This window comes from Mycobacterium sp. 29Ha (genome assembly GCF_032883055.1).
Classification (GTDB): Bacteria; Actinomycetota; Actinomycetes; order Mycobacteriales; family Mycobacteriaceae; genus Mycobacterium; species Mycobacterium gallinarum.
In genome coordinates, this window is the sequence record NZ_JAMQTI010000031.1 from 1 (window position 1) to 24,190 (window position 24,190).

Sequence of the window (24,190 nt, forward strand, 5' to 3'; positions counted from 1 at the left end):
GTCAGCCAACCCCGGCCCTCGCACCCGAGTAGGAACAAAACCTGGGGTAGTCCACGATGCACGCCCTGGCGTATCGGGCCACCGCCGGCAGGGCCCAGAACGCGAAATATCCGACCATGCTGTTGACCGTCACCGGGCGAAAGTCCGGCAAACCACGAACCGTGCCGGTGATCTATATCAAGGACGGCGATCGATTCGTGATCGCCGCGGCCTATTCGGGCAGTGACACCGACCCCGCATGGTGGCTCAACTTGCGGGCCAATCCACGGGCCGAGGTGCAGGTCATGGGCTCAACCATGCAAGTCGAAGCTACCGAGGCGAGTCAAGTCGAAGCTACCGAGGCGAGTTCGGACGACAGGCCGGAACTCTGGCGTCGGCTGGTTCAGATGTACCCGTATTTCGCAGACTACGAAAGGCGGACAACGCGGCAGATACCGGTCATCGTCCTGAACCCGGTCGGGCCTTGAAACAGTCCGGTGGCCGCCGGGGCGAACTACTATTGCCCCTCGACACGGACCGTTGGCGAAGCGCTCGCCGCAACACTTTTCGCACGAATCGGAGGAGGACGAGCGATGCCAGGGATAGCCGACCTTGCTTTGGGTGCAGCGCCGATCGCCGGCGGTGCCCTGCTGGGTGCCGCGGCGGGCAGCTTCAAGGGTCCTGACGTCCGCGGCATGATCGCCAAAGACATGGACTTGCTGGAACGTATTCCCGACGACCAGCCAGAACTCAAAGAACGTCTGAAGGCGAGCATCAACGAGCGCATCAACGATCTGGTCGAAGGAACGGAGCGTTCGCGGGCGATACGCGAAGCTGCGATGTCCTACAGCGGAAATTGGCGCGACATCGTGGTGTTCATCTGCGCCGTCCTGTTCACGATCGTCTGGTGGAACGTCAGCCACAGCCGCTCCAACTGGCTCGTGATGTTCATCGCGATGATCATCTTGTCCGTGGTCGCGGCCATCTATGCGGGCCGGGGGATTGCGCGCGCCATCGGCAGCTACCTACACCGGAACGACGAAAAAGCTCAACAATCGCCGTGATCAGTGCGTGCGGTCCAGCAGGTAGTACATCAATTGCTCGACGCGCCAACCTGTTTGAGCCACGTTAGTTGTCGCTCTGTGGTGTGGGTTGGAAGGGGGTGTAGCACCACCATTGGGCGCGTTCGCCGGTGGGTCCGCGGTAGGGCGCGGCGTCGGGTGGGGGTCGGGTGGGTGGGCGGGCGAGTGATCCCGGGCTCAGGGTTCGGCCATCGCTGTCGGTGACGGTGATGTTGGGGGCGGGTCCGGTGATGGTGATGACGCCGCGGTGGTGGGCGCGGTGGTGGTAGGGGCACAGCAGGACGAGGTTGTCCAGGTCGGTGGGGCCGCCGTCTTCCCAGTGCTGGATGTGGTGGGCGTGCAGTCCGCGGGTGGCCCCGCAGCCGGGCACCGCACACGTGGGGTGGCGGTGTTCTAGGGCGCGGCGTAGCCGGCGGCCGATGGTGCGCGTGCTGCGCCCGGCACCGAGGGGTTGTCCGTCGCGGTGGAACCACACCTCACAGGTGGCGTCGCAGGTGAGGTATCGGCGGTCGGCGTCGGTGAGCAACGGCCCCAGGTGCAGGGCAGCCACCTGTTCTTTGATGTCGAGGTGCACCACGACGGTGGTGTGCTGGCCGTGGGGGCGGCGGGTAGCGTCGGCGTCCCAGCCGGCTTCGACCAGGCTCATGAACGCCTCACCCTTGGTGGGAAACGGCGACGCTACCGCGGCGGGCAGGGTGTCGGTGTCGTGGTCGCGTTTCCACGCGGCGACCGCAGCATCCAGATGGGACTGCACGGCGGCGTCGAAGGTTGCGGCGTCCAGGTGTGACAGGGTGATCTTCCAGGTGGTGGTCTGCTCGTCGCTGTGGGTGGTGGTGATCGTGGGCCGCGGCGGCGGCTCGGGTGCGGGTTCGGCCTCGGGTGGGGTGTCGCGCCAGGGGTCGGGTTCAGATGGCAGGGGTGGTTCGGCCTTGAGGGCGGTGTTGAGTTGGCTGACGGTGGCGACCTCGGCCAACGTCACGTAGTGCCCATCAGAACCTGCGCCGGCTTTCTCGGCGATGATGGCGACCTGGTCCAGTGACAACCGGCCTTCGCGCAGGCCCGCCATGCACAGCGGAAACTGTCGGGCCCGGTGCGCAATCGCGGCGATCTTCCCGGCGTTTCTGGTCGAGGAGCCGGTCTTCCACGCCACCAAAGCCGAGAGCGAGCGACACCCGGTCATGCCGACCAGGTTGTCGTGGTCCATCTCGGCCACGATGTCCACGATGCGCGCGTCGATGGCGTTGCGCTGACCCATCAACTCACCCAATTCGCCGAACAACACCTCCAGCCGGTCCTTCGGACGCACGACCGCCCCGTCGGAGGCGGCGATCGAAGACATGACCCCATCAAAACAGAGGGGTCCGACAAGTACGGCCGTCCAGAGACGAGGAAAAGCTCAGTAGTGGTAGGTGTCCGACGGCGCGGGGATGTGTGCCGGGTCGTCGACGTCGTCGAACTCCGATTCGTGAATGCCGTAGGACCGAGCGAGGTCGAGGATCTTGTTGGCCCGCGCGATACGCGGCAGATCGGAGCCGTTGCGGATCTCGCCGCCGTCACGTTCGAACTCGGTGAAAAACTCCTTGGCCCAACTGATCTCCTCTGCCGACGGTGACAGTCCCTCGTTCACAGTCGGGCATTGATCGGGTGTCAGGCAGATCTTGCCCGTCATCCCGAACTCGGCGGACACCGCGGTCGCCTCACTGAGCTTCAGCGCACTCGAACCGACCGTCGGGCCGTCGATCGCGCTCGGGAGATGCGCGGCCTTGGCCGCGATCGTGAACCGCGAACGCGCATACGCCAGCGTCGTCGGGTTGTCCCCGAAGCCGGTATCCCTTCGGAAGTCACCGATGCCGAACGCCAGCCGGAATGTGCCCTTGGTGGCCGCGATCTCGGTGATGCGCTCGAGACCGCGCGCCGTCTCCACCAGCGCCACGATCGGCACGTTCGGCAGCCGCTTGGCGGTTTCGGTCACGTGGTCGACGGACTCCACCATCGCGAGCATCACCCCGCCGGGCGACAACTTGCTCAACGCGTCGAGATCGTCGGCCCACCACGGCGTACCGAACCCGTTGACGCGGACCCAGTCACTGTTGCCCTCGCTGAGCCACCGGATCACGTTTTCCCGCGCGCTCAGCTTGTCCTTCGGGGCGACCGCATCCTCGATGTCGAGGACGACGATGTCGGCGCGCGACGCCGCCGCGGGTGCGAAGCGGTCGTACTGCGCGCCGTTGACCAACAGCCAACTGCGGGCCAGTACCGGATCGATGCGCGATCCGTCGCCGGAATCCGAGTGTTCTGCCGTCGCATGGTCCATGCGTTCATCGTGGCGCACCCGTCACCACCGGCGCTACGGGGGTCAGCCCAGGTGCGCGCCGAAGAACGACTGCATGGCGTCCCAGTGCCGTTTGGCCGCCGCCTGGTCATAGGGCCCGTTGTCCGGTACGGCGAAGCCGTGCGCGGCTGCGTACCACTCGATCGTGTGCTCGACGTCGGCGGCGGTGAGCGCCTTGTCCAGGGTTTCAGCTGCTTCCGGGGTGAAGGACGCGTCGTTCTCCGCGCCGCCGACGTAGACGGCCGCTGTCATCTGATCGGCGAGCAGGTGCGGGCTGCCGGGGTCGTCGGCCGCCAGACCGCCGCCGTGGAATGACATCGCCGCCGCGACACGCTCCGGCACACGACCCGCGACCATCAGCGACGTCCGCCCGCCCATGCAGTATCCGGTGGTGCCATACGCCTCGCCGACGACCTCCGGCCGTGCGGACAGGTAGTCGAAGAATGCCGCCGCGTCGGCGGCCATGATGTCCGGCGTCACCTTCGAGATCATCGAGAACAGGCGCTTGCGCTCGTTCTCGTCGCTGAATACCGACGCCATCTCGAACGGGGCCCAGTCGCCGTCGCGGTAGTACACATCGGGCACCAGGACGGCATAGCCGTAGGCGGCCAGCTGGTCGCCCATCTCGCGAAAGGTTTGGCGCGTCCCGCCGGCGTCGGGATACATGACGATTCCCGGCCACGGTCCGTCGCCCTCGGGAGTGTGCAGCGTCACCGGGCAGGTCCCGTCGGCGGTCGTGATGGAGTCGGTGATTGTCGGCATGCCTTCGGTTCTACTCCTGCCCTCTGGACGTAAGCTGACCGAGTGCCGGTCACTGGGTCTATAAGCACGCCGTATGAGGACCTCCTTCGCCTGGTTTTCGAGCGTGGGACAGCGAAATCGGACCGCACCGGCACCGGCACCCGCAGCCTGTTCGGTCACCAGATGCGCTACGACCTGGCGGCCGGCTTCCCGCTGCTCACCACCAAGAAAGTGCACACGAAGTCGATCATCTACGAGCTGTTGTGGTTCCTGCGCGGCGACTCGAACGTGCGCTGGCTGCAGGAGCACGGCGTCACGATCTGGGACGAATGGGCTTCTCCGACAGGCGATCTGGGGCCCGTATACGGCGTGCAGTGGCGGTCGTGGCCCACTCCGTCGGGTGAGCACATCGACCAGATCAGCGCGGCGCTCGAGCTGCTCAGGTCGGATCCGGATTCGCGCCGCAACATCGTGTCGGCCTGGAACGTCGGCGAGATCCCGCAGATGGCCCTGCCTCCATGTCACGCGTTCTTCCAGTTCTACGTGGCCGACGGCCGGCTGAGCTGTCAGCTCTACCAGCGCAGCGCCGACCTGTTCCTCGGCGTTCCCTTCAACATCGCCAGCTACGCGCTGCTCACCCACATGATGGCCGCCCAGGCCGGGCTCGAGGTGGGAGAGTTCATCTGGACCGGTGGTGACTGCCATATCTACGACAATCACGTCGAGCAGGTCACCGAACAGCTGAGCCGCAAAGCGCGGCCTTATCCGGAACTTGTTCTTGCACCGCGTGATTCGATCTTCGACTACACCTACGACGACGTCGTGATCAAGAATTACGACCCGCACCCGGCGATCAAGGCGCCCGTGGCTGTATGACGGCCTGCTTGCAGGGCCGGAACGGACAGCCGTGACGACGGTGGGGCTGATCTGGGCCCAGTCGACTTCCGGTGTCATCGGTCGCCGGGGAGGTATTCCGTGGCGGCTGCCCGAGGACCAGGCCCGCTTCAAAGAGCTCACGATGGGACGCACCGTCGTGATGGGGAGACTGACCTGGGAGTCCCTGCCCGCCAAGGTGCGGCCGCTGCCGGGCCGCAGAAATGTCGTACTGACCCGGCAAGCTGACTACATGGCCGACGGTGCGCACGTGGTTCCCCTGCTTCAGGACGCTCTGACCGACGACATCACCTGGGTGATCGGCGGCGAACAGATCTACACGCTGGCGCTCCCGCTCGCGACGCGGTGCGAGGTCACCGAGGTGGAGATCGACCTGCCCCGCGACGACGGCGATGCGGTGGCGCCCACGCTGGACGAACAGTGGATAGGCACCGAAGGGGAGTGGCTCACCAGTTCCTCCGGTCTGCGCTATCGGTTCTTCAGCTACGTTCGCCCGTGAGCATGCTGACCTCGGCGCAGGCGCGCAGAATCGCCGTTGCGGCCCAGGGCTTCGCCGAACCGCGACCGAGTGGGGCGGTGACGCGCGCACACCTGCGTCGGCTGATCTCGCGGATCCAAGTGCTGCAACTGGATTCGGTGTCGGTGGCGGTGCGCGCGCACTACGCGCCGGTGTTCAGCAGGCTCGGCCCCTACGACCGCGACGTGCTGGATCGTGCGGCGTGGAGCCACAGCGCCCGCTCGCCACGCCTGCTCGTCGAATACTGGGCGCACGAGGCCGCTCTGATGGCGGTGGACGACTGGCCGCTGATGCGGTGGCGCATGCGCGAGTACACGCATGGCCGCTGGGGCAAGGAGATCGTCAAGAAGAACGGACGGCTGGCCGACGACATCGTCACCGCCATCGCCGAACTCGGACCGTCGACCGCCGGACAAATCGAAGCCCACCTCGGTGCCGACCAGCGCGGCCGAAAGGGCCCGTGGTGGGACCGCAGCGACACGAAGTGGGTGACGGAGGCGTTGTGGTCGGCCGGCGTCCTGACCACCGCCACCCGCATCGGGTTCGCCCGCCACTACGACCTCACCGAGCGGGTGTTGCCGCCGGAGGTCGTGGCCAGGGAGGTCGATGACGAGGAGGCGCTGCGAGAGCTGACGCGGCGGGCCGCGGGTGCGCTAGGCATCGGCACGGAAGCCGACATCCGCGACTACTTCCGGCTGTCGCCGAAACTGTCCAAGCCGGCGCTCGCCAAGCTCGTCGCCGACGGGGAACTGGAGCAGGTCGAGGTCGACGGTTGGGCGGCGCCGGCGTACCTGCGTGCGGGTCAGATCGTGCCCCGGCGCGACCGTGGCACGGCGCTGCTGTGCCCGTTCGACCCGTTGATCTTCTTCCGCCCGCGCGTGGAGCGGCTGTGGCAATTCCATTACCGCATCGAGATTTACACGCCCGCCCCCAAGCGCCAGTTCGGGTACTACGTGTGGCCGTTTCTGCTCGACGGCAGGCTCGTCGGCCGCGTCGACCTCAAGGCCGATCGTTCGCAGGGGACGCTCTACGTGGTCGGTGCATTCGCCGAAGTGGGGGAGCAGCCGGCACGATTGGCGGCGCCGTTGGCGGCGGAATTGCAGACCATGGCGGCGTGGCTGGGGTTGACCGACGTCACGGTGGGCAAGCGGGGTGACCTGGTGACGCCCCTGAAGCGAGCCCTCACCCGCTGAACCATTACCTCGCGAGTAATCGATTCGACGCCCAATCATCGCCAGTATGAGGGCATGTCCAGACCACCGATTCTGCTCCTACACGGCATGTTCAGCACCCCGAAGCTGCTGTCGGGCTGGGTGAGCCTGCTCGAGTCGGCCGGCTACCGAGTCCACGCACCTGCGTATCCCGGCCACGATCCGGTCGACATGGCGGTCCTGTCGCGGGTTACGTTGTCCGACTACATCGCTGCCGCGCTCGCGGCCTACGACGAGTTGGACGAAGCGCCGATCGTGATCGGGCACAGCATCGGGGGTCTGGTCGCCCAGCATGTGGCGGCGGCTCGTGAGCCAAGGGCGGTGGTGCTGCTGGCGCCGGTGCCGCCCGGTGTGTTGTGGCCGCAGTTGCGCTCGTTGCCCCACCTGTTTCCGATCATGCCGAGTCTCCTCAAGGGCCGACCGGTGAAGCCGTCGGTGGAAACGTTTCGCGCGGTCCCGCTATTCGGGCTGCCCGGGGCGGAGCAGCAGGAGGTCATCGCCGGGTTTGTTCCCGATTCCGCACATGTGTTCCGCTCGATGAGCCTGGGCAGCCGCGACACCCGCGTCGATCCGCGCGCTGTGCACTGCCCGGTGTTGTGCGTCAGCGGCGGTGCCGATCGCAACGTCGCCACGTGGATTTCACGTCGCATCGCGCGCAGGTATTCGGCCCAGCATCACCACCACCCGGACCTGCCTCACTGGATCGTCGCGGACTCGGCGCTACCTCAGGTCGCGCCCCCGGTGTTGGCATGGCTCGACGCGCGAGTCACCGAATCCGTCAGTTGAACGGAATGTCGTTGTCGGATTTGGAGTCTTGATACCGCTGCGACAGTCCGGCGTAGACATCGCGGATGCACCGGTCCTGCTCGAGCAGCCGGCTGCGCAGCGGTTCGGGTTCGGCGTCGACGAGGTCGCGGATCGAACGGCCGGTCCAGAACGCGTTGGTGTGCCGGTAGTTGCCGTCCTCGACGCCGAACACCTCTTGGAGGATTCTCAGGTCGTGGGGGATGCCGAATGCGTCGCGCGAATCCTGATACGTGAAGAAGTAGTAGAAATTGTCGAACCCGGCCCATGTGATGGCCGACAGGCACAGGGGGCAGGGTTCGTGGGTGGATAAGAACACCAGGTCGCGCGTGGCCGGCCGGTCTGGCAGTTCGTAGAACCGGTTGAGGGTGCTGATCTCGCCGTGCAGCAGCGGGTTGTCGGTCTCGCTGTTCGTGCCGCACAGCACCAGCGACATATCGGATTTGCGGAGCAGCGCGGCGCCGAACACCTTGTTGCCCGCCGCGACGCCACGCTCGGTCATCGGCAGGATGTCGCGCTCCATCACATCGAGCAGACGCGATGCCACGGTCGGTCCTCCCACGGCGTCACCCTAGCGCCGATGGCGGCGCCAGAAGGTCAGACGCAGTCCGCGCACACCAGTCTGTCGCCAGACTGCAGCGCGAGCCGGTTGCGGTGCTGCACCAGGAAGCAACTGGAGCAGGTGAATTCGTTGGCCTGCTTCGGGATCACCCGAACGGTGAGCTCTTCACCCGACAGGTCGATGTCGGGCAGGTCGATCGCGTCGACGGCATCGCCGTCGTCGACATCGAGTACCGCCACGTCGACCTTGTCTCGCCGGCGCGCGGCGATCTCCTCCAGAGACTGGTCGCCTTCGTCCGTGTTCTGGGTACGGGGCGCGTCGTAATCAGTGGGCATCGGCCACTCTCCCTCCAAGTCCGGTGCTGCGTTAAACGCCGACCGAGGACCGCATAATTCCCTTCCGATCCGCAGCCCAAACCCGCACGTCAGTCCCAACCGTGACGAGGCGCTCGCGCTAGGGTGAGCCGTGGCCGAGATCGCGCCGTTGCGTGTACAGCTGATCGCCAGGACGGAGTTCGCGGCGCCGCCTGATGTGCCGTGGAGTACCGACGCCGAGGGCGGGCCCGCGCTGGTGGAGTTCGCCGGACGTGCGTGCTATCAGAGCTGGTCAAAGCCCAATCCGCGGACCGCGACCAATGCCGCCTATCTGCGGCACATCATCGATGTCGGCCACTTCTCGGTGCTCGAACACGCGTCGGTGTCCTTCTACATCACCGGGGTCTCGCGGTCGTGCACCCACGAGTTGATTCGGCACCGCCATTTCTCCTATTCGCAACTGTCGCAGCGCTATGTCCCCGAGCACGAGGCCCAGGTCGTCCTGCCACCCGGTATCGAGAACGATCCCGAACTCGAAGAGATCCTCACCGCCGCCGCCGACGCCAGTCGCGCGACGTACACCGAACTGCTGGGCAGGCTGGAGGCTCGGTTCGCGGACGAGCCCAACGCCGTCCTTCGACGTAAGCAGGCCCGACAGGCTGCCCGGGCGGTGCTGCCCAACGCCACCGAGACCCGCATCGTCGTCACCGGCAATTATCGCGCGTGGCGGCATTTCATCGCGATGCGCGCCAGCGAGCACGCCGATATCGAGATTCGCCGGCTGGCCATCGAGTGTCTGCGCCAACTTATCGAGGTCGCACCGCAGGCGTTCTCGGACTTCGAGATCTATGCGCTGGCTGACGGCACGGAGGTGGCAACCAGCCCGCTAGCCACAGAGGCGTGATCCCGAGCGAGTAATCTCACTGTTCGTGAGTACCGGCGGATTCGACGTGACAGCCCAGTTGGGCACCGTGCTGACCGCGATGGCTACCCCGTTCAAGCCTGACGGCACCCTGGACACCGACACCGCGGTCCGGCTGGCGACCCGCCTGGTCGACGCGGGCTGCGATGGCCTGGTGCTGTCCGGCACCACCGGTGAGTCGCCGACGACGACCGACGGCGAGAAACTGACGTTGCTGCGGGCGGTACTCGAGGCGGTCGGGGACCGTGCCCGTATCATCGCCGGCGCCGGAACGTACGACACCGAGCACAGCATTGAGCTCGCCAGGGCCTGCCACGGCGAGGGTGCACACGGCCTGCTGGTGGTGACGCCGTATTACTCGCGTCCGCCACAGGCCGGGCTGGTCGCGCATTTCACCGCGGTCGCCGACGCCACGCCTCTGCCGATGGTGCTGTACGACATTCCGCCGCGCTCGGCCATCCCGATCGAATGGGACACCATCCGGACGCTGGCCACCCATCCCAACATCGTGGCGATCAAGGATGCCAAGGGAGATCTGCACGGCGGCGGGCAGATCATCGCCGAGACGGGGCTGGCCTACTACTCCGGCGACGACGCGCTGAACCTGCCGTGGCTGGTGATGGGCGCTGTCGGGTTCATCAGTGTGTGGGGCCACGTCGCCGCGAGTCAGCTGCGGGACATGTTGTCGGCGTTCAACTCCGGCGATGTCGCGACGGCACGCAAGATCAACGTCACGCTGGGACCGCTGGCCGCCGCACAGGCACGTCTGGGCGGTGTGACGCTGGCCAAGGAGGGGCTGAGGCTGCAGGGTTTCGAGGCGGGTAACCCGCGGCTGCCGCAGATACCGGCGACACCGAACCAGATCGACGAACTAGCCGCAGATATGCGGGCCGCCACGGTGCTGCGCTAGTGAACGGAGAACTCGCACCGCCGGGGCCACTGGCCCCCGGGGGACTTCGGGTCACCGCGCTGGGCGGCATCAGCGAAATCGGCCGCAACATGACGGTTTTCGAGCATCTGGGCCGGCTCCTGATCGTCGACTGCGGTGTCCTGTTCCCGACGCACGATGAGCCCGGGGTCGATCTGATCCTGCCCGACCTTCGCCTGATCCAGGATCGTCTGGACGACGTCGAGGCACTGGTGCTCACCCACGCGCACGAGGACCACATCGGTGCCATCCCGTTCCTGCTCAAGCTGCGTCCCGACATTCCGGTGGTCGGATCGAAGTTCACGCTGGCGCTGGTGAACGAGAAATGCCGCGAACACCGCATCAAGCCGGTGTTCGAGGAGGTGGACGAGGGTCAGAGCTCGAGGCACGGCGTGTTCGAATGCGAGTACTTCGCCGTCAACCACTCCATCCCGGGCTGTCTGGCCATCGCGATCCACACCGGTGCGGGCACCGTGCTGCATACCGGCGACATCAAGCTCGACCAGTCGCCGCCCGACGGCAAGCCGACCGATCTGCCGGGCATGTCACGACTCGGTGATTCCGGAGTGGACCTGTTCCTGTGCGACTCGACGAACGCCGAGATCCCCGGAGTGGGGCCCTCGGAGAGCGAGATCGGCCCGAACATTCACCGGCTGATGCGTGGGGCACAGGGGCGCGTCATCGTGGCCTGCTTCGCATCGAATGTCGGTCGCGTGCAACAGATCATCGATGCGGCAGTGGCGCTGGGCCGCAAGGTGTCGTTCGTGGGCCGGTCGATGGTCCGCAACATGGGGATCGCCAAGGAGCTGGGCTACCTCACGCTCGCCAACGATGACGACATCATCGACATCGGCGCCGCGGAGATGATGGCTCCCGAACGCGTGGTGCTCGTGACCACGGGCACGCAGGGCGAAACGATGGCCGCGCTGTCGCGGATGTCGCGCGGTGAGCATCGCAGCATCACGCTGACGGCCGGCGATCTCATCATCATGTCGTCATCGCAGATACCGGGCAATGAGGAAGCGATCTTCGGCGTCCTGGATGCCCTGGCCAAGATCGGTGCCCGCGTGGTGACGAATGCCCATGTGCGCGTGCATGTCACCGGCCACGCCTACGCCGGGGAACTGCTCTTCCTCTACAACGGCGTCCGGCCGCGCAATGTGATGCCAGTGCACGGAACCTGGCGGATGCTTCGGGCCAACGCGGCGCTGGCGACACGCACCGGGGTGCCCGAGGAAAACATCGTGCTGGCCGAGAACGGTGTCAGCGTCGATCTGGTGGCGGGCCGGGCATCGGTCTCCGGTGCGGTGTCGACGGGCAAGATGTTCGTCGACGGACTCGTCCTCGGGGATGTCGGCGAGACGGTTATCGGTGAACGGCTCACGCTGTCTTCGGGTTTCATCGGAATCACCGTCGTGCTGCGAAGCGGCACCGGTAAGCTGGCGTCGGCGCCGCAACTGCACTCGCGCGGTTTCTCGGAGGACCCGAAGTCGCTGGAACCCGCGACGCGGAAGGTCGAGGAAGCGCTGGAAGCCCTTGCCGCCGAACGGGTGACCGATATCAACCGCATCGCCCAGGCGGTACGGCGGGCGGTCGGCAAGTGGGTCGGCGAGTCCTATCGCCGCCAGCCGATGATCGTACCGACGGTCATCGAGATCTAGCGGCGGTCAGGTCTTCTCGGCGTACGCCGTCCACTCCAGTTGCGACGCCGTGAGCTTGCGGCCCGACGGTTCGACGTAGTGACGTAAAAAGTAGTCCGGCCCCGCCTGTTCGATCAGCCGCCATCCGTACTGCGCGACGAACGCCGCGATGTCGTCTGTTTCCAATCCGAACTTCCACAGCTGCTGCTTCTCGCGGAACCGGCGATACGCCGACCGGGCGCCGTACAGGTTCCTGCCGTCGATGAAATCCTGTCGCACGTAGGTGAACACCAGCCGGCTCGACGGCGCGGCGCTCCGCAGGTACTCGAACGTGGCATGCACCGCATCTGCGGTCAGGTACTGCGTCACGCCCTCCCACACGAAGAAGGCTCGATCGCCGCTGCGGTGTCCCGCCCTGGTCAGTTCGGCGGCCAGATCGTCACGCTCAAAATCCACCGGCACCAACCGAACCGACGCAGGCGCCTCACCCAACACCCGGCGGGCAGCAGCCTTCTTGCGTTCGATGTTCACCGGCAGGTCGACTTCGTACACCGGGACATCGGATCGCCGGGCGAGGCGATACGGCCTGGTGTCCATGCCGGCGCCCAGGATGACCACCGCATCGATATCGGGCAGCGCGTCGTCGAGCGTCTCGTCGATGAATCGCTTGCGACACGCCAGATTGGCCCACAACCCCTGGCCCGCTCGCTCCGTGGCGCCGATCATCAGCCGCCGCAGCGTAGCGAGCCGGGTCGCTTTCACGAGACCGCGCAGACCGGCGGGCAGGAACGCAAGAGCCAAGTCGTCGTCGACGAGCCGGCGTTCTGGTGCCTCGTACTGTTCGACGGCGGCCAGCACCATGGGGCCGAAAGCCGTTTGCGCGGGCCCGTTGTCGGCCATCAGCGCTTGTTGACCGATCCGGCATCCACGGGCAGCGCCACGCCGGTGATGTAGCGAGCTTCGTCGGAAACCAGCCACGCGACGGCGTTGGCGATGTCCTCCGGCTGCAGAACCTGAACGGGCAGCGCGTTACCCATATCCTGTGGGCTCTTCTCCGCGATGCTCCCCAGCCACTGCCGGGTGGCCTCGTTGTTGATCATCGGGGTGTCGACACCGGCCGGATGTACCGAATTGACCCGAATGCTGTGCGGGGCAAGCAGATTGGCGTAGAGCCGCATCAACCCGACGATGCCGTGTTTGGCCGCGACGTATCCGATGGCGCCGGGGTCGTCGCTGCCCATCCCGACGAGACCCACGACCGAACTGGTCAGCACGATCGACCCGCCGTCGCCCTGCTCTTTCAGCGTGGGTATCGCCACCTCCACGGTGTGATGGACGCCCGTGAGATTGACGTCGATCACGTCACGCCAGGCGTCCTCGGCTGATTGCATCGGTGCGATACCGGCGTTGGCGATGACGATGTCCAGCCGGCCGAATTCGTCGACGCCGGTCTGCAGCGCGCTCTTCAGCGCGTTTTGGTCGCGAACATCGGCCCGCTGCGCCACGATTCGCGCGCCGGTGTCCTCGACGAGCTTGACCGTGAGCGCCAGATCGTCGGGAGTGGCCAGGGGATAGGGCACCGACGCGATCTGGGCGCAGATGTCGACGGCGATGATGCTCGCGCCGTCGGCGGCCAGCCTGACCGCCTCGGCGCGGCCCTGACCCCGGGCGGCACCGGTGATGAACGCGACCTTGCCGTCGAGGGCGCGCATTACGGACGCAGTGCACCCTTCGAGGGATCGCCGCCGACGACCGGCTGCAGCATCTTGATGTCAGGTGCGCCGTCGAGGAGCTCGCCGACGGTGCCGAACAGCGTCGCGACGGCCGGCGCCTGGCTGTGGGCCGTCAACGCATCGGCGTCGGCCCACTGCTCGACGAAGACGAAGGTGCCGTCAGCCTCGTGCAGTGCGTAGAGGTCACAGCCGGGTTCGGAATGCACCGCCTCGATGGCCTGCTTGCATGCTTCCCGGACGGCGTCCACCGACTCGGGTTTTGCCTTCATGGTTGCGACGACGACGATGGGCATGGGCGGTGAACTCCTCGGTGAGTGCTGGCCAGATGTGAGATCACCCTACTCAGCGAACCTAACTAAATCGCGCCTACCCGGTGCTCAGGCCAGGTCGACCCACGTGCGGGTGCCTGAGCAGGTGATATGCGATGTTGATCCAGGTCAGCGATTGATACCGTTCTGTGACCCGTGTGGCAGATGGTGATTGTGGGGCTATTGCGACTAGTCTTACAGGCATGCCCAGTAAGACCGCCGCGCGTTCCGGCAGCCGCTCTAGCAGGTCAAAGTCCGGCGCGCGGACCACCCAGAAGCGCAAGCCGGCGCCGCGGCGGGGCCCGTCACCGGTGTCGTCGGCCGGCGCCACCGTGGGACGTGGGGTGCGTGCGGGCTGGCTGATGCTGGCCAAGGGCGCCGGGTCGACGGCGCGGTCCGTCGGCCGGGCCCGCGAGCTCGAGCCCGGTCACCGTCGCGACGGCATCGCGCTGGCCCTGCTCGGCATCGCCGTGGTGATCGCCGCGAGCTCATGGTTCGACGCGGCCCGTCCCGTCGGCGCGTGGATCGACACCTTCCTGCGGGTGCTCATCGGCTCCTCGGTCGCATTGGTGCCGATCGCACTCGCCGCGGCCGCCGTCGTGCTGATGCGCACCGAGCCCAACCCCGACTCCCGGCCGCGCCTGATACTCGGCACGGCGATGATCGTGCTGCCCGTCCTGGGGCTGTGGCATCTGTGGGCGGGATCCCCTGCCGAACCCGTCGCGCGACAGCACGCCGCCGGCTTCATCGGGTTCGCCATCGGCGGCCCGTTGTCCGACGGGCTGACCGTGTGGATCGCCATGCCGCTGCTGGTGATCGGTGCACTCTTCGGTCTGCTGTTGGTGACCGGCACAACGATTCGCGAAGTGCCCGAAGCGGTTCGGAGCATGCTGTCGACGCGTTCGTTCCGCGGTGAGTACTACGACGATGACGAGTACTACGACGAAGAAAACCCTGCTGTCGCCGCCGGCTCCGACGATTTCTCCGACGGGTACTACGACGACCCCGCCGGTTACGGCGACGACGAGGCGACGGCCTGGCCTTCCGGAGCCGGGGGGCCGGCGACTTTCAACGGCGGCACGCCGATGGAGAACTACCCGATCGAGGACGAGACACCGACCATTCCCGAGCCCGCCGCCAGGGCGCGCAAGAAGAAGACGGCCAAGCCCAAGATCGTCGACCGGGTCGTCGAGGGGCCGTACACGCTGCCGTCGCTCGACCTGCTGATCGCGGGCGATCCCCCGAAACGGCGCAGCGCGGGCAACGACCGGATGATCGAGGCGATCACCGAGGTGCTCGAGCAATTCAAGGTGAACGCCACGGTGACCGGCTGCACACGCGGGCCGACCGTCACCCGCTACGAGGTCGAGCTGGGCCCCGGCGTCAAGGTCGAGAAGATCACCGCGCTACAACGCAATATCGCCTACGCCGTCGCGACCGAGAGCGTCCGCATGCTCGCGCCGATCCCGGGCAAGTCCGCCGTGGGCATCGAGGTGCCCAACACCGACCGAGAGATGGTCCGGCTGGCAGACGTTTTGACCGACCCGGGTACCCGTGCCGACCACCACCCCTTGGTGATCGGCCTCGGAAAGGACATCGAGGGCGAGTACATCTCGGCCAACCTCGCCAAGATGCCGCACCTGCTGGTGGCCGGATCGACCGGCTCGGGCAAGTCGAGCTTCGTCAACTCGATGCTCGTGTCGCTGCTGGCGCGCGCGACTCCCGAGGAAGTCAGGATGATCCTGATCGACCCGAAGATGGTGGAACTGACGCCCTACGAAGGTATTCCGCATCTGATCACCCCCATCATCACGCAGCCGAAGAAGGCGGCCGCGGCGCTGGCATGGCTGGTCGAGGAGATGGAGCAGCGCTACCAGGACATGCAGGCGTCGCGTGTGCGCCACATCGACGACTTCAACAAGAAGGTTCGGTCGGGGGAGATCACCGCGCCGCTGGGCAGCCAGCGTGAGTACAAGCCGTACCCCTACATTCTCGCGATCGTCGACGAGCTCGCCGACCTGATGATGACCGCACCACGTGACGTCGAGGACGCCATCGTGCGCATCACGCAGAAGGCCCGCGCCGCGGGCATCCACTTGGTGCTCGCCACTCAGCGGCCGTCGGTGGACGTCGTCACCGGGCTCATCAAGACCAACGTTCCGTCGCGACTGGCGTTCGCGACGTCGTCGCTGACCGACAGCCGCGTGATCCTCGACCAGCAGGGCGCCGAGAAGCTCATCGGTATGGGTGACGGGCTGTTCCTGCCGATGGGCGCGAACAAGCCGATCCGTCTGCAGGGCGCGTTCATCACCGACGAGGAGATCCACGCCGTCGTCGAAGCCACAAAGTCCCAGGCCGAGCCGGAATACACCGAGGGCGTCACCGCCGCCAAGACCACCAGCGAGCGCACCGACGTCGACCCCGACATCGGCGATGACATGGACGTGTTCCTGCAGGCGGTCGAGCTGGTCGTGTCCAGTCAGTTCGGTTCGACGTCGATGCTGCAGCGCAAGCTGCGCGTGGGCTTCGCCAAGGCGGGCCGGCTGATGGACCTGATGGAGACCCGCAACATCGTCGGCCCCAGCGAGGGATCCAAGGCGCGCGAGGTGTTGGTCAAGCCCGACGAGTTGGCGGGCACGCTCATGTTGATCCGCGGCGGCTCGGGCGACTCGGCGGGCGACGACGACGAGGGGTGAGCGATTTCGGCGCGCAAACCGTCGCTGAAGCGATCGTCAGCGCGCCCAATTCGCTACAGGGTGAGCAGCATTCGGGTGTTGCCGAGGATGTTCGGCTTGACGTAGGACAGGTCGAGGAACTCTGCCACGCCGGTGTCATACGAGCGGCACATCTCCTCGAAGACCTCAGCCGTGACCGGGGTGCCGTCGATCTCCTGGAAGCCGTGTCGGCTGAAGAATGCGACTTCGAAGGTCAGGACGAAGATGCGCTCCAGATGCAGATCTCTGGCCACGTCCAGCAGCCGGTCGACGATCGCGTGCCCGACCCCTTGACCCCTGACCTTCGGGTGCACTGCGACCGTGCGCACTTCGCCGAGGTCCGACCACAGCACGTGCAGGGCGCCACACCCGATCAGTTCGCCGTCGAGCTCGGCGACCCAGAACTCCTGGACAGCCTCGTAAAGCGTCACCAGATTCTTCTCCAGCAGGATCTTGCCGGAGTAGATGTCGACCAGAGCCTTGATCGCAGGCACATCCGATGTTCTGGCCCGCCGGATGGCGACCTGTGCGGGATCTGCGCTCACACGTGGAGGGTATCCGTCACAGCAACGGATATTCTGTTGCGGTGCCAGGCGAACCCACGACTGATCCCGTGGTGCCACGTGCCCGCGTCGCGAACATCGCCAATGTGCTCACCGGTATCCGGCTGGCGTTGGTCCCGGTGTTCCTGGTTGTCCTGTTCGTCGCTGACGGCCACGAAACGTTCTGGCGGATAGCCGCATTCATCGTGTTCACGGTTGCGGTGATCACGGATCGGTTCGACGGTGCACTGGCCCGCAGCTATGGGATGGTCACCGAATTCGGCACTTTGATCGACCCGATCGCCGACAAAGCTCTCATCGGTGCGGCTTTGATCGGCCTTTCGATCCTCGGCGAGATGCCGTGGTGGGTGACCATCGTGATCATGACGCGCGAGATCGGCATCACAGTTCTGCGCTTCGCGGTGCTGCGGCATGGTGTCATTCCGGCCAGTCGCGGCGGAAAGCTGAAAACCCTCGTCCAGGGCGTGGCGATCGGTCTGTTCGTGCTGCCCCTGTCGGGTCCCTGGCTCACCGGGGCCTGGGTGGTGATGGGGGCGGCCGTCATCCTGACGGTGATCACCGGCATCGACTACGTCGTCTCGGCCATTCGCGATTCGCGCGCACGCCCCGCCGCGCACTGAGTTCAGTCCGTTGTACAGCGGTTTCGCCTCGAACGGCGGCTATTTGCGCCATCCGGGAACCACCCGCATGCCCGCGGCGTTGCCCTAATACAAAGATCCAATGTCGCCGCCGGGGCGGCTCCGGCGACCCAGAGACGGACCTCTCGAAAGGGGAGCACGTATGACGGCATTGCTGCGCGAGGTGATCGGCGACGTGCTGCGCCGCGCCCGCACCGAGCAGGGCCGCACCCTGCGCGAGGTGTCCGACTCCGCCCGGGTCAGCCTGGGTTACCTCTCCGAGGTCGAGCGTGGCCGCAAGGAGGCGTCGAGCGAGTTGCTCAGCGCCATCTGCAGTGCGCTGGACGTGCCGCTGTCGCGGGTGCTGTCCGACGCGGGCGACGAGATGGGTCGCCAGGAACTCGCGGCGTTCGAGCGCGAATCGATCGGTTCGGCCAACATCGACGCCGCGACCAAGGTCGTCATTCCGCAGGTCGTGTCAATGGCGGTCGCCTGAAAAGGCTCAAGCCGGTGTAGGTGCGACAACAGTCACCGACCCGATAGATTGGGCAGCACGGTAAGCCGGCGGCCCAGGGCCGAGACAACGACAGACACGAAGGCGGAATGAACCGATGGCCAATCCGTTCACCAAGGCGTGGAAGTACCTGATGGCGCTCTTCAGCTCCAAGGTCGATGAGTACGCCGATCCGAAGGTGCAGATCCAGCAGGCCATCGAGGAGGCCCAGCGCCAGCACCAGGCGCTGACCCAGCAGGCCGCCCAGGTCATCGGTAATCAGCGTCAGCTGGAGATGCGGCTCAACCGCCAGCTCGCTGATATCGAGAAGCTTCAAGTCAACGTCCGCCAGGCCCTGACGCTGGCCGACCAGGCGACCGCGGCCGGGGATGCCGCGAAAGCCACCGAGTACACCAATGCCGCCGAGGCGTTCGCCGCGCAGCTGGTGACCTCGGAGCAGAGCGTCGAGGACCTCAAGTCTCTGCACGATCAGGCGCTGCAGGCCGCCGGGCAGGCCAAGAAGGCGGTCGAGCAGAACGCGATGATGCTGCAGCAGAAGATCGCCGAGCGCACCAAGCTGCTCAGCCAACTCGAGCAGGCCAAGATGCAGGAACAGGTCAGTGCATCGCTGCGGTCGATGAGCGAGCTGGCCGCGCCCGGCAGCACGCCGAGCCTCGACGAGGTCCGCGACAAGATCGAACGGCGCTACGCCAACGCGATCGGGTCCGCGGAGCTGGCCCAGAACTCCGTGCAGGGCCGGATGATGGAGGTGCAGTCGGCCAGCGTGCAGATGGCCGGCCACTCGCGGCTCGAGCAGATCCGCGCGTCCATGCGGGGTGAGCAGTTGCCGGCGGGCGGTAACGCCGCAGCCGCGCCTGCCGCGCCTGCCGCCAACCCGCAGGCGGCACCGGAAAACCCACTGTCGCAGTAACGTCCGTGAGGAACAGGTGTGAATTCGCGAGCCAGTAGACCGGAGGCTTGGCGCTCGGTGGTGCAACGCGGTGTGGACACCGCCGCGGAGTGGTCCGATGTGCTGGCCGAAAAGCTCAACGCCGCAGCGGATCCGCGCGCCAAACTGTTGCGCAAGCGACGCTGGGCCCTGCGGCTCGGCGTGTTCTTCACGGTGTCGTCGCTGTTCTGGATCGGTGTCACCGGACTGCTGTCGGCGTGGGAGACCCCGTTCTGGGCACTGTTCATCCCGGCTCCCATCGCTGTCGGCGCCGCATTCCTGGCGACGCTGTCCTTCCTCCGCTACCGCTGGCTGCGCGGTGAACCGTTGCCGCCGCAGCGTTCCCGTACCGCTCGACGGCTGCTGGCGTGGGGTTCGGCCGCCCGTCAGCCGATGGCCGCGCTGGCGGCCTCAGAGCGCGGTCTGTTCTCGCTTCTCGGGGTGATGGAGCGCGGTCGACTGCTGCCCGCCGACGAGCTTCGTGAGCTGACGGTCGCGGCCAACCAGACCGCCGCCACGATGACCGCGACCGCGAACGAGGTGGTGTCGATGGAGCGCACAATGAGTTCCGCGCCGCAGTCGCGCGCGCATTTGGCGCCGACGATTCAGGCCTTCACCGCTCAGCTGCAGCAGGGTAGCCGTCAGTACGACGAAATGGTAACCGCGGCAGCGCAATTGGTGTCAGCGGCCAACACCGGGTCGATGTCGAGCTCACCGATGACCCAACAGCGCTACCGCAACGAGCTGTCGAATGCGACCGATCGGCTGCTCGGATGGGCACAGGCCTTCGACGAACTCGGCCACCTGCGCCGGGCTTAGACGTCGTGCGAGCTCGCCGGTCCTGAGCGCGGCCCGTAGCGCTCGATATACGCCTCGTGGACGTGGGCGTTCTTCTGGCGGGAGAGTGCGTCGACGAGGTTCGGGTCCAGACCGTGCTTTCGCAGCATGTGTCGTCGCCAGACCTTGTTGAGCGCGTGTGAGAAGAACACGAATGGGATCAGGATCGGCAGCGTCATCGACAGATGCACGTCCAATGTCGTCGGGATGAACCAGAACGGGATCAGGATGACGAACGCGGGAATGAATACGCGAACCATCATGCGGACCGTGGCGCCCTTGCCCGCCAGGTCGTTGCGCACCCAGTCGTGCATGGACGCCGGCAGCGCTCTGCCGTAGCAGTAGCCAATGTATTCGACGAAGTTCGGCCGTGTACGCGCGGATTCGGTGCTCATATCGAGCCCGAATGATAGCAATGCGGCAGGCTACATGGTCGCACGCAGAGACGGGAACACCGTTGCGGCGACTCCCCGGACGGTTCCCTTCAGGAAGTCCAGCGTGTCGAAATAGTCTCGCCACAGGGTGATCCGCCCCGCATGCACCTCGAAGACCCCGCACACCCAGAACTGGATGCGCAGCGGTCCGAACACCAACGCGTCGGTGCGCTCGGTCAGCACCGCATTGCCCTCGGCGGCGATCCGGTGGATCTTCACCTCGAAGCCCATGCGGCCCTCGCCTCGTCTCATCATGCCGACGATGCGTTCGCGGCCCCTGATCGTCGGAAATCCGACGTTCTGCCATTCGATGGTGTCCGCCAGCGAGCGGTCGACGGTGTCGAAGTCCTCGTCCTGAAGTGCGTAGAGGAACGTCTCGACGATACGGACGTTGTCGAGGTCGGGTCTTACTCCGGATGCCTGGTCGGTCATGTCCTCAGACTATGGGGCAGCGCTGTGGCATGGTAGGCCCAATGCGCGTCGCGGTCGTTGCCGGACCCGATCCCGGGCACGCCTTTCCGGCCATTGCGCTGTGCCTTCGCTTCCTGGCCAACGGGGATTCGCCGACACTGTTGAGCGGCACGCAGCGGCTGGCCGTGGCTGCAGCGGCAGGCGTCGACGCGGTGGAACTCGTGGGTCTGGACGCGACCGAAACCGACGATGACGCCGACGCGGGCGCCAAGATCAACCAGCGGGCGGCTCGGATGGCGGTGCTCAACGGACCGCAGCTGACAAAGTTGGCACCGGACCTGGTGGTGTCCGATGTCATCACCGTCGCCGGCGCGTTCGCCGCCGACCTCCTGGGCCTGCCCTGGGTCGAACTGAACCCCCAGCCGCTGTATCGACCCTCGAAGGGTCTTCCGCCGATCGGCAGCGGGCTGGCGCCCGGCGTCGGCATCCGCGGCAAGGTCCGTGACACGGTGTTACGGGCGATGTCCGCCCGTTCATGGCGCGAGGGACTGCGGCAGCGGCAGGCGGCGCGGGCCGAAATCGGTTTGCCTGCAGTCGACCCGGGTCCACGGCGACGGCTGATTGCCACGCTGCCCGCCCTGGAGGTGCCGCGCCCCGACTGGCCGTCCGAGGCGGTGATCGTCGGGCCCCTGCACTTCGAGCCCACGTCGTCGGAACTGCCGATTCCGCCCGGCTCCGGCCCGGTGGTGGTCGTCGCACCGTCGACGGCGACGACCGGTGCCCGCGGCCTGGCCGAACTTGCCCTGGACACCCTGATCCCCGGCGAGGCGCTGCCGGAGGGGTCCCGGGTCGTGGTGTCGCGGCTGGGCGGCCCCGATGCGCCGGTGCCGCCGTGGGCCGCGGTCGGGCTGGGCCGCCAGGACGTACTGCTGTCGAGCGCCGACGTGGTGATCTGCGGTGGCGGGCACGGCATCGTGTCCAAGTCACTGCTCGCGGGCGTACCGCTCGTGGCGGTGCCCGGCGGTGGCGATCAATGGGAGATCGCCAATCGCGTTGTGCGCCAAGGTAGTGGGGTGCTGGTTCGCCCATTGACAGCCGAGGGATTGGCGGCCGCGGTGCGTGAGGTGCTGTCGTCGCCGGCGTATCGGGCGGCCGCGCGAGACGCCGGCGCGACCCTGGCCGACGTCGACGATCCGGTACGGGTGTGCCACGAAGCGGTCGGGCCGACCGCGTAGGTTGGGCGACGTGCGGTTGACGGAATTCAACGAACTCGTCGAGGGACAATTCGGTTCGGTACGCGGCGCGTCGTTGCTCGTTGACCACGTTTTGACTGGTCTCGGCGGGCGCACCCCCGCGCAGGCCATCGAGGATGGCGTCGACCCGCGCGATGTCTGGCGCGCGCTGTGCGCGGATTTCGACGTCCCGCGCGACCAGTGGTGACCCTCAGGCCCGTCTGGCGGCGTTGACCAGGTCGAGTGTCACCTGTGTCGCGACGGCCAGTGCGTCGGCGTCAGCGTCGCTCAGCGACCCGCACACCCAGTCCCAGTGCGCCGACACCGTGTCTCCGGGAGCCGGCGCCGGGCCCAAGGATTCGCCGTTCTTGCTCCAGCGCACCGATTCGACGCGCGGATCTGCCAGCGCCAGCTCGCCGGTATCGAACGACAAGGGCCGACAGACTATCTCGGCCGCCTCGCCGGCGACGGAGTCGACGATGCCCCAGCGAATTCGGCAATCCTGCATGACCCGCACCGGCGTCGTGGGATCGCGATCAAGGAAACGGATCCAGGGGTAGACCACCAATACGTGAAAACTGTGGTGCGCCAATATTTCTGAGTGCTCAGGTAGATCGTTCAGCAGTCCGGTGACTTGGCCGGCGAAGGCGCTACGCAGGCGTGACAACAACTCGGCGGGGTCGACCTTGTCCAGTAAGGGTCCGCCGATCCAATAGCTGCGCACGACGTCGTCATCGAGCGGATCGGCGATCCCCGCTGCATCGGCAATGGCCTGCAGATACGGCCACGCGCCGTCGAATTCGCGCGCATGTGAGGCCAACTCGGTATGAGCAACATCGGCGGGTCCGCAGTAGCCCAGTTCGTTCGGCGGGAAGGCGTAGCAGGCGAAGGTCTCGTGCCCGCTCATTCAGCAGATCCGCGGTAGTTGTTCGCCGATGGGCAGGTCGACGACGCGGGTGCCGCCCAGTGCTGTCTTGGCGGACACCATCCCGGGGTGCTCGGCGACACAGCGTCCGATCACCGTGGCATGGACGCCGAGCGGATGTGTTTGCATGGCGGCGAGTACTCGATCGGCGTCCGCCGGTGGAACGAACGCGAGCAGCTTGCCTTCGTTGGCCACGTAGAGCGGGTCGAGACCCAGCAGACCGCAGGCGTCGCGCACCTCGGCCGGAATCGGGAATGCCCGCTCGTCCAGGGAGATTCCCACGTGGGCCGTCTTGGCGATCTCATTCAGCGTCGCCGCGACGCCACCTCTGGTCGGGTCGCGCAGCACGTGGATGTCGGCTCCGGTGTCGATCATCGCCGCGACCAACCCGTGCAGTGGGGCGGTGTCGCTCGCGACGGTGGTGCCGAACTCCAACCCTTCTCGACAGCTCATCACCGCGACACCGTGTACTCCGATGTCGCCGCTGACTATCACGACGTCACCCTCCGCGGCGCGCTGCGGCCGGATGTCCGCGCGCTCGTCGATCAGACCGATGCCCGCCGTGTTGATGTAGACGCCGTCCCCGTGGCCGGCATCGACCACCTTGGTATCACCGGTGACCAACTTGACGCCTGCCGCCATCGCCGCAGTTCCCACCGCCTGGGCGACCTGTGCAAGCTCATCCAGGGAAGTGCCCTCTTCCAGAATGAACGCCGTGGAGAGCACCATCGGCCGTGCCCCGGCCATCGCCAGATCGTTGACAGTGCCGTTCACCGCCAGATCACCGATCGTGCCGCCCGGGAAGGCCAGCGGTTTGACGACGAAGGAGTCCGTCGAGAACGCCAGCCGCACATTGCCGACCTCCAGCACCGCGGAATCGCCCATTGCCGCATCGGCCGCGGGGCCGAATGCCGGCAGGAACAGGTGCTCGATGAGTTCGGCCGACATCGCCCCGCCGCCGCCGTGTCCCATCACGATGTTGGGCGAGTTCCGCAGGGGGGCGGGACAAACCCACGATTCCATGTCGATCTTGGCGCCGGTATCCGCA

At 66.5% G+C, this 24,190-nt stretch carries 29 protein-coding genes; 16 read left to right on the forward strand and 13 right to left on the reverse strand.

Annotated features, from left to right (window positions below):
- Positions 1–56: 56 nt before the first annotated feature.
- Positions 57–467 carry a nitroreductase/quinone reductase family protein gene (locus M1248_RS28795; protein WP_317150480.1) on the forward strand — a complete coding sequence of 137 codons (411 nt, stop codon included), beginning with the start codon at positions 57–59 and terminating at the stop codon, positions 465–467.
- 105 nt (positions 468–572) lie between these two features.
- Positions 573–1,043, forward strand: a complete 471-nt coding sequence (locus M1248_RS28800; protein WP_163736954.1) for a hypothetical protein — start codon at positions 573–575, stop codon at positions 1,041–1,043.
- 64 nt (positions 1,044–1,107) lie between these two features.
- Here the strand turns inward: M1248_RS28800 and M1248_RS28805 are convergent, their stop codons facing one another.
- Genes M1248_RS28805 through M1248_RS28815 form a run of 3 tightly spaced genes read right to left on the reverse strand, consistent with a single transcriptional unit; the run spans position 1,108 to position 4,155 of the window.
- Positions 1,108–2,400, reverse strand: a complete 1,293-nt coding sequence (locus M1248_RS28805) for an HNH endonuclease signature motif containing protein (RefSeq protein WP_317150481.1) — start codon at positions 2,398–2,400, stop codon at positions 1,108–1,110.
- Between the two features lie 57 nt (positions 2,401–2,457).
- Positions 2,458–3,375 (reverse strand): HpcH/HpaI aldolase/citrate lyase family protein, encoded by a 918-nt coding sequence (locus M1248_RS28810; protein WP_163726464.1) that lies wholly within the window; start codon positions 3,373–3,375, stop codon positions 2,458–2,460.
- 42 nt (positions 3,376–3,417) lie between these two features.
- The gene (locus M1248_RS28815; protein ID WP_317150482.1) at positions 3,418–4,155 is read right to left on the reverse strand and encodes a dienelactone hydrolase family protein; all 738 of its coding nucleotides are present in this window, start codon (positions 4,153–4,155) and stop codon (positions 3,418–3,420) included.
- 60 nt (positions 4,156–4,215) lie between these two features.
- Between M1248_RS28815 and M1248_RS28820 the strand changes: the two genes are divergently transcribed.
- Genes M1248_RS28820 through M1248_RS28835 form a run of 4 tightly spaced genes read left to right on the forward strand, consistent with a single transcriptional unit; the run spans position 4,216 to position 7,542 of the window.
- On the forward strand, positions 4,216–5,010 hold the full coding sequence (locus M1248_RS28820; protein WP_317150505.1) for a thymidylate synthase: 795 nt from the start codon (positions 4,216–4,218) through the stop codon (positions 5,008–5,010).
- A 31-nt stretch (positions 5,011–5,041) separates the two neighbouring features.
- Positions 5,042–5,527, forward strand: coding sequence for a dihydrofolate reductase (locus M1248_RS28825; RefSeq protein ID WP_163726470.1), 486 nt, complete (start codon positions 5,042–5,044; stop codon positions 5,525–5,527).
- Positions 5,528–5,529: 2 nt separating this feature from the next.
- Positions 5,530–6,738, forward strand: a complete 1,209-nt coding sequence (locus M1248_RS28830) for a winged helix-turn-helix domain-containing protein (RefSeq protein ID WP_410506752.1) — start codon at positions 5,530–5,532, stop codon at positions 6,736–6,738.
- Between the two features lie 54 nt (positions 6,739–6,792).
- Positions 6,793–7,542: an alpha/beta hydrolase gene (locus M1248_RS28835; RefSeq protein ID WP_317150484.1), complete on the forward strand. Its 750-nt coding sequence runs from the start codon at positions 6,793–6,795 to the stop codon at positions 7,540–7,542.
- Here the strand turns inward: M1248_RS28835 and M1248_RS28840 are convergent.
- Together M1248_RS28840 and M1248_RS28845 are read right to left on the reverse strand one after the other, a co-directional pair.
- On the reverse strand, positions 7,535–8,122 hold the full coding sequence (locus M1248_RS28840) for a nucleoside deaminase (RefSeq protein WP_317150485.1): 588 nt from the start codon (positions 8,120–8,122) through the stop codon (positions 7,535–7,537). The two genes, M1248_RS28835 and M1248_RS28840, sit on opposite strands and share 8 nt — an antisense overlap.
- A gap of 35 nt (positions 8,123–8,157) precedes the next feature.
- Entirely contained in the window at positions 8,158–8,457 is a 300-nt protein-coding gene (locus tag M1248_RS28845) for a DUF4193 domain-containing protein (RefSeq protein ID WP_083127576.1), read from the reverse strand.
- Positions 8,458–8,587: 130 nt separating this feature from the next.
- Here M1248_RS28845 and thyX point away from each other — a divergent pair, with 130 nt between their 5' ends.
- The 3 genes from thyX to M1248_RS28860 are packed head-to-tail and all read left to right on the forward strand — an operon-like array spanning position 8,588 to position 11,947.
- A complete protein-coding gene (thyX, locus tag M1248_RS28850; RefSeq protein ID WP_163726479.1) occupies positions 8,588–9,340 on the forward strand; it encodes an FAD-dependent thymidylate synthase in 753 nt (250 codons plus the stop codon).
- 25 nt (positions 9,341–9,365) lie between these two features.
- Positions 9,366–10,268, forward strand: coding sequence for a 4-hydroxy-tetrahydrodipicolinate synthase (gene dapA, locus M1248_RS28855; RefSeq protein ID WP_163726482.1), 903 nt, complete (start codon positions 9,366–9,368; stop codon positions 10,266–10,268).
- A complete protein-coding gene (locus M1248_RS28860; protein ID WP_317150486.1) occupies positions 10,268–11,947 on the forward strand; it encodes a ribonuclease J in 1,680 nt (559 codons plus the stop codon). The genes dapA and M1248_RS28860 overlap by 1 nt, the downstream gene beginning before the upstream one ends.
- Positions 11,948–11,953: 6 nt before the next feature.
- Here the strand turns inward: M1248_RS28860 and M1248_RS28865 are convergent, their stop codons facing one another.
- The 3 genes from M1248_RS28865 to M1248_RS28875 are packed head-to-tail and all read right to left on the reverse strand — an operon-like array spanning position 11,954 to position 13,952.
- A complete protein-coding gene (locus tag M1248_RS28865) occupies positions 11,954–12,826 on the reverse strand; it encodes an SAM-dependent methyltransferase (protein WP_317150487.1) in 873 nt (290 codons plus the stop codon).
- Positions 12,826–13,638, reverse strand: a complete 813-nt coding sequence (locus M1248_RS28870; RefSeq protein ID WP_163726492.1) for a mycofactocin-coupled SDR family oxidoreductase — start codon at positions 13,636–13,638, stop codon at positions 12,826–12,828. The genes M1248_RS28865 and M1248_RS28870 overlap by 1 nt, the downstream gene beginning before the upstream one ends.
- A complete protein-coding gene (locus M1248_RS28875) occupies positions 13,638–13,952 on the reverse strand; it encodes a putative quinol monooxygenase (RefSeq protein WP_163726515.1) in 315 nt (104 codons plus the stop codon). Before M1248_RS28875 ends, M1248_RS28870 begins: the two co-directional genes overlap by 1 nt.
- A gap of 218 nt (positions 13,953–14,170) precedes the next feature.
- Between M1248_RS28875 and M1248_RS28880 the strand changes: the two genes are divergently transcribed.
- Entirely contained in the window at positions 14,171–16,663 is a 2,493-nt protein-coding gene (locus M1248_RS28880) for an FtsK/SpoIIIE family DNA translocase (protein ID WP_174262009.1), read from the forward strand.
- Between the two features lie 53 nt (positions 16,664–16,716).
- Here M1248_RS28880 and M1248_RS28885 read toward each other — a convergent pair whose 3' ends face one another.
- Positions 16,717–17,226, reverse strand: coding sequence for an amino-acid N-acetyltransferase (locus tag M1248_RS28885; RefSeq protein ID WP_174262010.1), 510 nt, complete (start codon positions 17,224–17,226; stop codon positions 16,717–16,719).
- A 41-nt stretch (positions 17,227–17,267) separates the two neighbouring features.
- On the opposite strand from M1248_RS28885, the gene pgsA reads away from it, so the two are divergent.
- The 4 genes from pgsA to pspM all read left to right on the forward strand — a co-directional run bounded on the left by pgsA (position 17,268) and on the right by pspM (position 20,122).
- A complete protein-coding gene (pgsA, locus tag M1248_RS28890; protein WP_163726521.1) occupies positions 17,268–17,864 on the forward strand; it encodes a CDP-diacylglycerol--glycerol-3-phosphate 3-phosphatidyltransferase in 597 nt (198 codons plus the stop codon).
- 160 nt (positions 17,865–18,024) lie between these two features.
- Positions 18,025–18,357, forward strand: coding sequence for a transcriptional regulator ClgR (clgR, locus tag M1248_RS28895; RefSeq protein WP_163726523.1), 333 nt, complete (start codon positions 18,025–18,027; stop codon positions 18,355–18,357).
- A 115-nt stretch (positions 18,358–18,472) separates the two neighbouring features.
- Entirely contained in the window at positions 18,473–19,285 is an 813-nt protein-coding gene (gene pspA / locus M1248_RS28900) for a phage shock protein PspA (protein ID WP_163726527.1), read from the forward strand.
- 18 nt (positions 19,286–19,303) lie between these two features.
- Positions 19,304–20,122 (forward strand): phage shock envelope stress response protein PspM, encoded by an 819-nt coding sequence (pspM, locus tag M1248_RS28905; RefSeq protein ID WP_317150488.1) that lies wholly within the window; start codon positions 19,304–19,306, stop codon positions 20,120–20,122.
- Here the strand turns inward: pspM and M1248_RS28910 are convergent.
- On the reverse strand, positions 20,119–20,535 hold the full coding sequence (locus M1248_RS28910) for a DUF5313 domain-containing protein (protein ID WP_163726532.1): 417 nt from the start codon (positions 20,533–20,535) through the stop codon (positions 20,119–20,121). The genes pspM and M1248_RS28910 overlap by 4 nt on opposite strands.
- Positions 20,536–20,565: 30 nt before the next feature.
- Complete coding sequence (locus M1248_RS28915) at positions 20,566–21,006, reverse strand: limonene-1,2-epoxide hydrolase family protein (protein WP_163726535.1); 441 nt, start codon at positions 21,004–21,006, stop codon at positions 20,566–20,568.
- A gap of 41 nt (positions 21,007–21,047) precedes the next feature.
- Between M1248_RS28915 and M1248_RS28920 the strand changes: the two genes are divergently transcribed.
- A complete protein-coding gene (locus tag M1248_RS28920; RefSeq protein WP_163726538.1) occupies positions 21,048–22,220 on the forward strand; it encodes a glycosyltransferase in 1,173 nt (390 codons plus the stop codon).
- Positions 22,221–22,230: 10 nt separating this feature from the next.
- On the forward strand, positions 22,231–22,425 hold the full coding sequence (locus M1248_RS28925) for a DUF3046 domain-containing protein (protein WP_083127638.1): 195 nt from the start codon (positions 22,231–22,233) through the stop codon (positions 22,423–22,425).
- Between the two features lie 3 nt (positions 22,426–22,428).
- Here the strand turns inward: M1248_RS28925 and M1248_RS28930 are convergent, their stop codons facing one another.
- Entirely contained in the window at positions 22,429–23,124 is a 696-nt protein-coding gene (locus M1248_RS28930; RefSeq protein WP_163726540.1) for a DUF6390 family protein, read from the reverse strand.
- On the reverse strand, positions 23,125–24,165 hold the full coding sequence (gene hypE / locus M1248_RS28935) for a hydrogenase expression/formation protein HypE (RefSeq protein WP_163736957.1): 1,041 nt from the start codon (positions 24,163–24,165) through the stop codon (positions 23,125–23,127).
- Between the last annotated feature and the right edge of the window lie 25 nt (positions 24,166–24,190).

Bases quoted from the DNA above. Each gene is read 5' to 3' on its own strand.
- M1248_RS28795 (WP_317150480.1), top strand. From the start codon at position 57: ATGCACGCCCTGGCGTATCGGGCCACCGCCGGCAGGGCCCAGAACGCG.
- M1248_RS28800 (WP_163736954.1), top strand. From the start codon at position 573: ATGCCAGGGATAGCCGACCTTGCTTTGGGTGCAGCGCCGATCGCCGGC.
- M1248_RS28805 (WP_317150481.1), bottom strand. From the start codon at position 2,400: ATGTCTTCGATCGCCGCCTCCGACGGGGCGGTCGTGCGTCCGAAGGAC.
- M1248_RS28810 (WP_163726464.1), bottom strand. From the start codon at position 3,375: ATGGACCATGCGACGGCAGAACACTCGGATTCCGGCGACGGATCGCGC.
- M1248_RS28815 (WP_317150482.1), bottom strand. From the start codon at position 4,155: ATGCCGACAATCACCGACTCCATCACGACCGCCGACGGGACCTGCCCG.
- M1248_RS28830 (WP_410506752.1), top strand. From the start codon at position 5,530: ATGCTGACCTCGGCGCAGGCGCGCAGAATCGCCGTTGCGGCCCAGGGC.
- M1248_RS28835 (WP_317150484.1), top strand. From the start codon at position 6,793: ATGTCCAGACCACCGATTCTGCTCCTACACGGCATGTTCAGCACCCCG.
- M1248_RS28845 (WP_083127576.1), bottom strand. From the start codon at position 8,457: ATGCCCACTGATTACGACGCGCCCCGTACCCAGAACACGGACGAAGGC.
- M1248_RS28865 (WP_317150487.1), bottom strand. From the start codon at position 12,826: ATGGCCGACAACGGGCCCGCGCAAACGGCTTTCGGCCCCATGGTGCTG.
- M1248_RS28870 (WP_163726492.1), bottom strand. From the start codon at position 13,638: ATGCGCGCCCTCGACGGCAAGGTCGCGTTCATCACCGGTGCCGCCCGG.
- M1248_RS28875 (WP_163726515.1), bottom strand. From the start codon at position 13,952: ATGCCCATCGTCGTCGTCGCAACCATGAAGGCAAAACCCGAGTCGGTG.
- M1248_RS28880 (WP_174262009.1), top strand. From the start codon at position 14,171: ATGCCCAGTAAGACCGCCGCGCGTTCCGGCAGCCGCTCTAGCAGGTCA.
- clgR (WP_163726523.1), top strand. From the start codon at position 18,025: ATGACGGCATTGCTGCGCGAGGTGATCGGCGACGTGCTGCGCCGCGCC.
- pspA (WP_163726527.1), top strand. From the start codon at position 18,473: ATGGCCAATCCGTTCACCAAGGCGTGGAAGTACCTGATGGCGCTCTTC.
- M1248_RS28910 (WP_163726532.1), bottom strand. From the start codon at position 20,535: ATGAGCACCGAATCCGCGCGTACACGGCCGAACTTCGTCGAATACATT.
- M1248_RS28915 (WP_163726535.1), bottom strand. From the start codon at position 21,006: ATGACCGACCAGGCATCCGGAGTAAGACCCGACCTCGACAACGTCCGT.
- M1248_RS28920 (WP_163726538.1), top strand. From the start codon at position 21,048: ATGCGCGTCGCGGTCGTTGCCGGACCCGATCCCGGGCACGCCTTTCCG.
- M1248_RS28930 (WP_163726540.1), bottom strand. From the start codon at position 23,124: ATGAGCGGGCACGAGACCTTCGCCTGCTACGCCTTCCCGCCGAACGAA.
- hypE (WP_163736957.1), bottom strand. From the start codon at position 24,165: ATGGAATCGTGGGTTTGTCCCGCCCCCCTGCGGAACTCGCCCAACATC.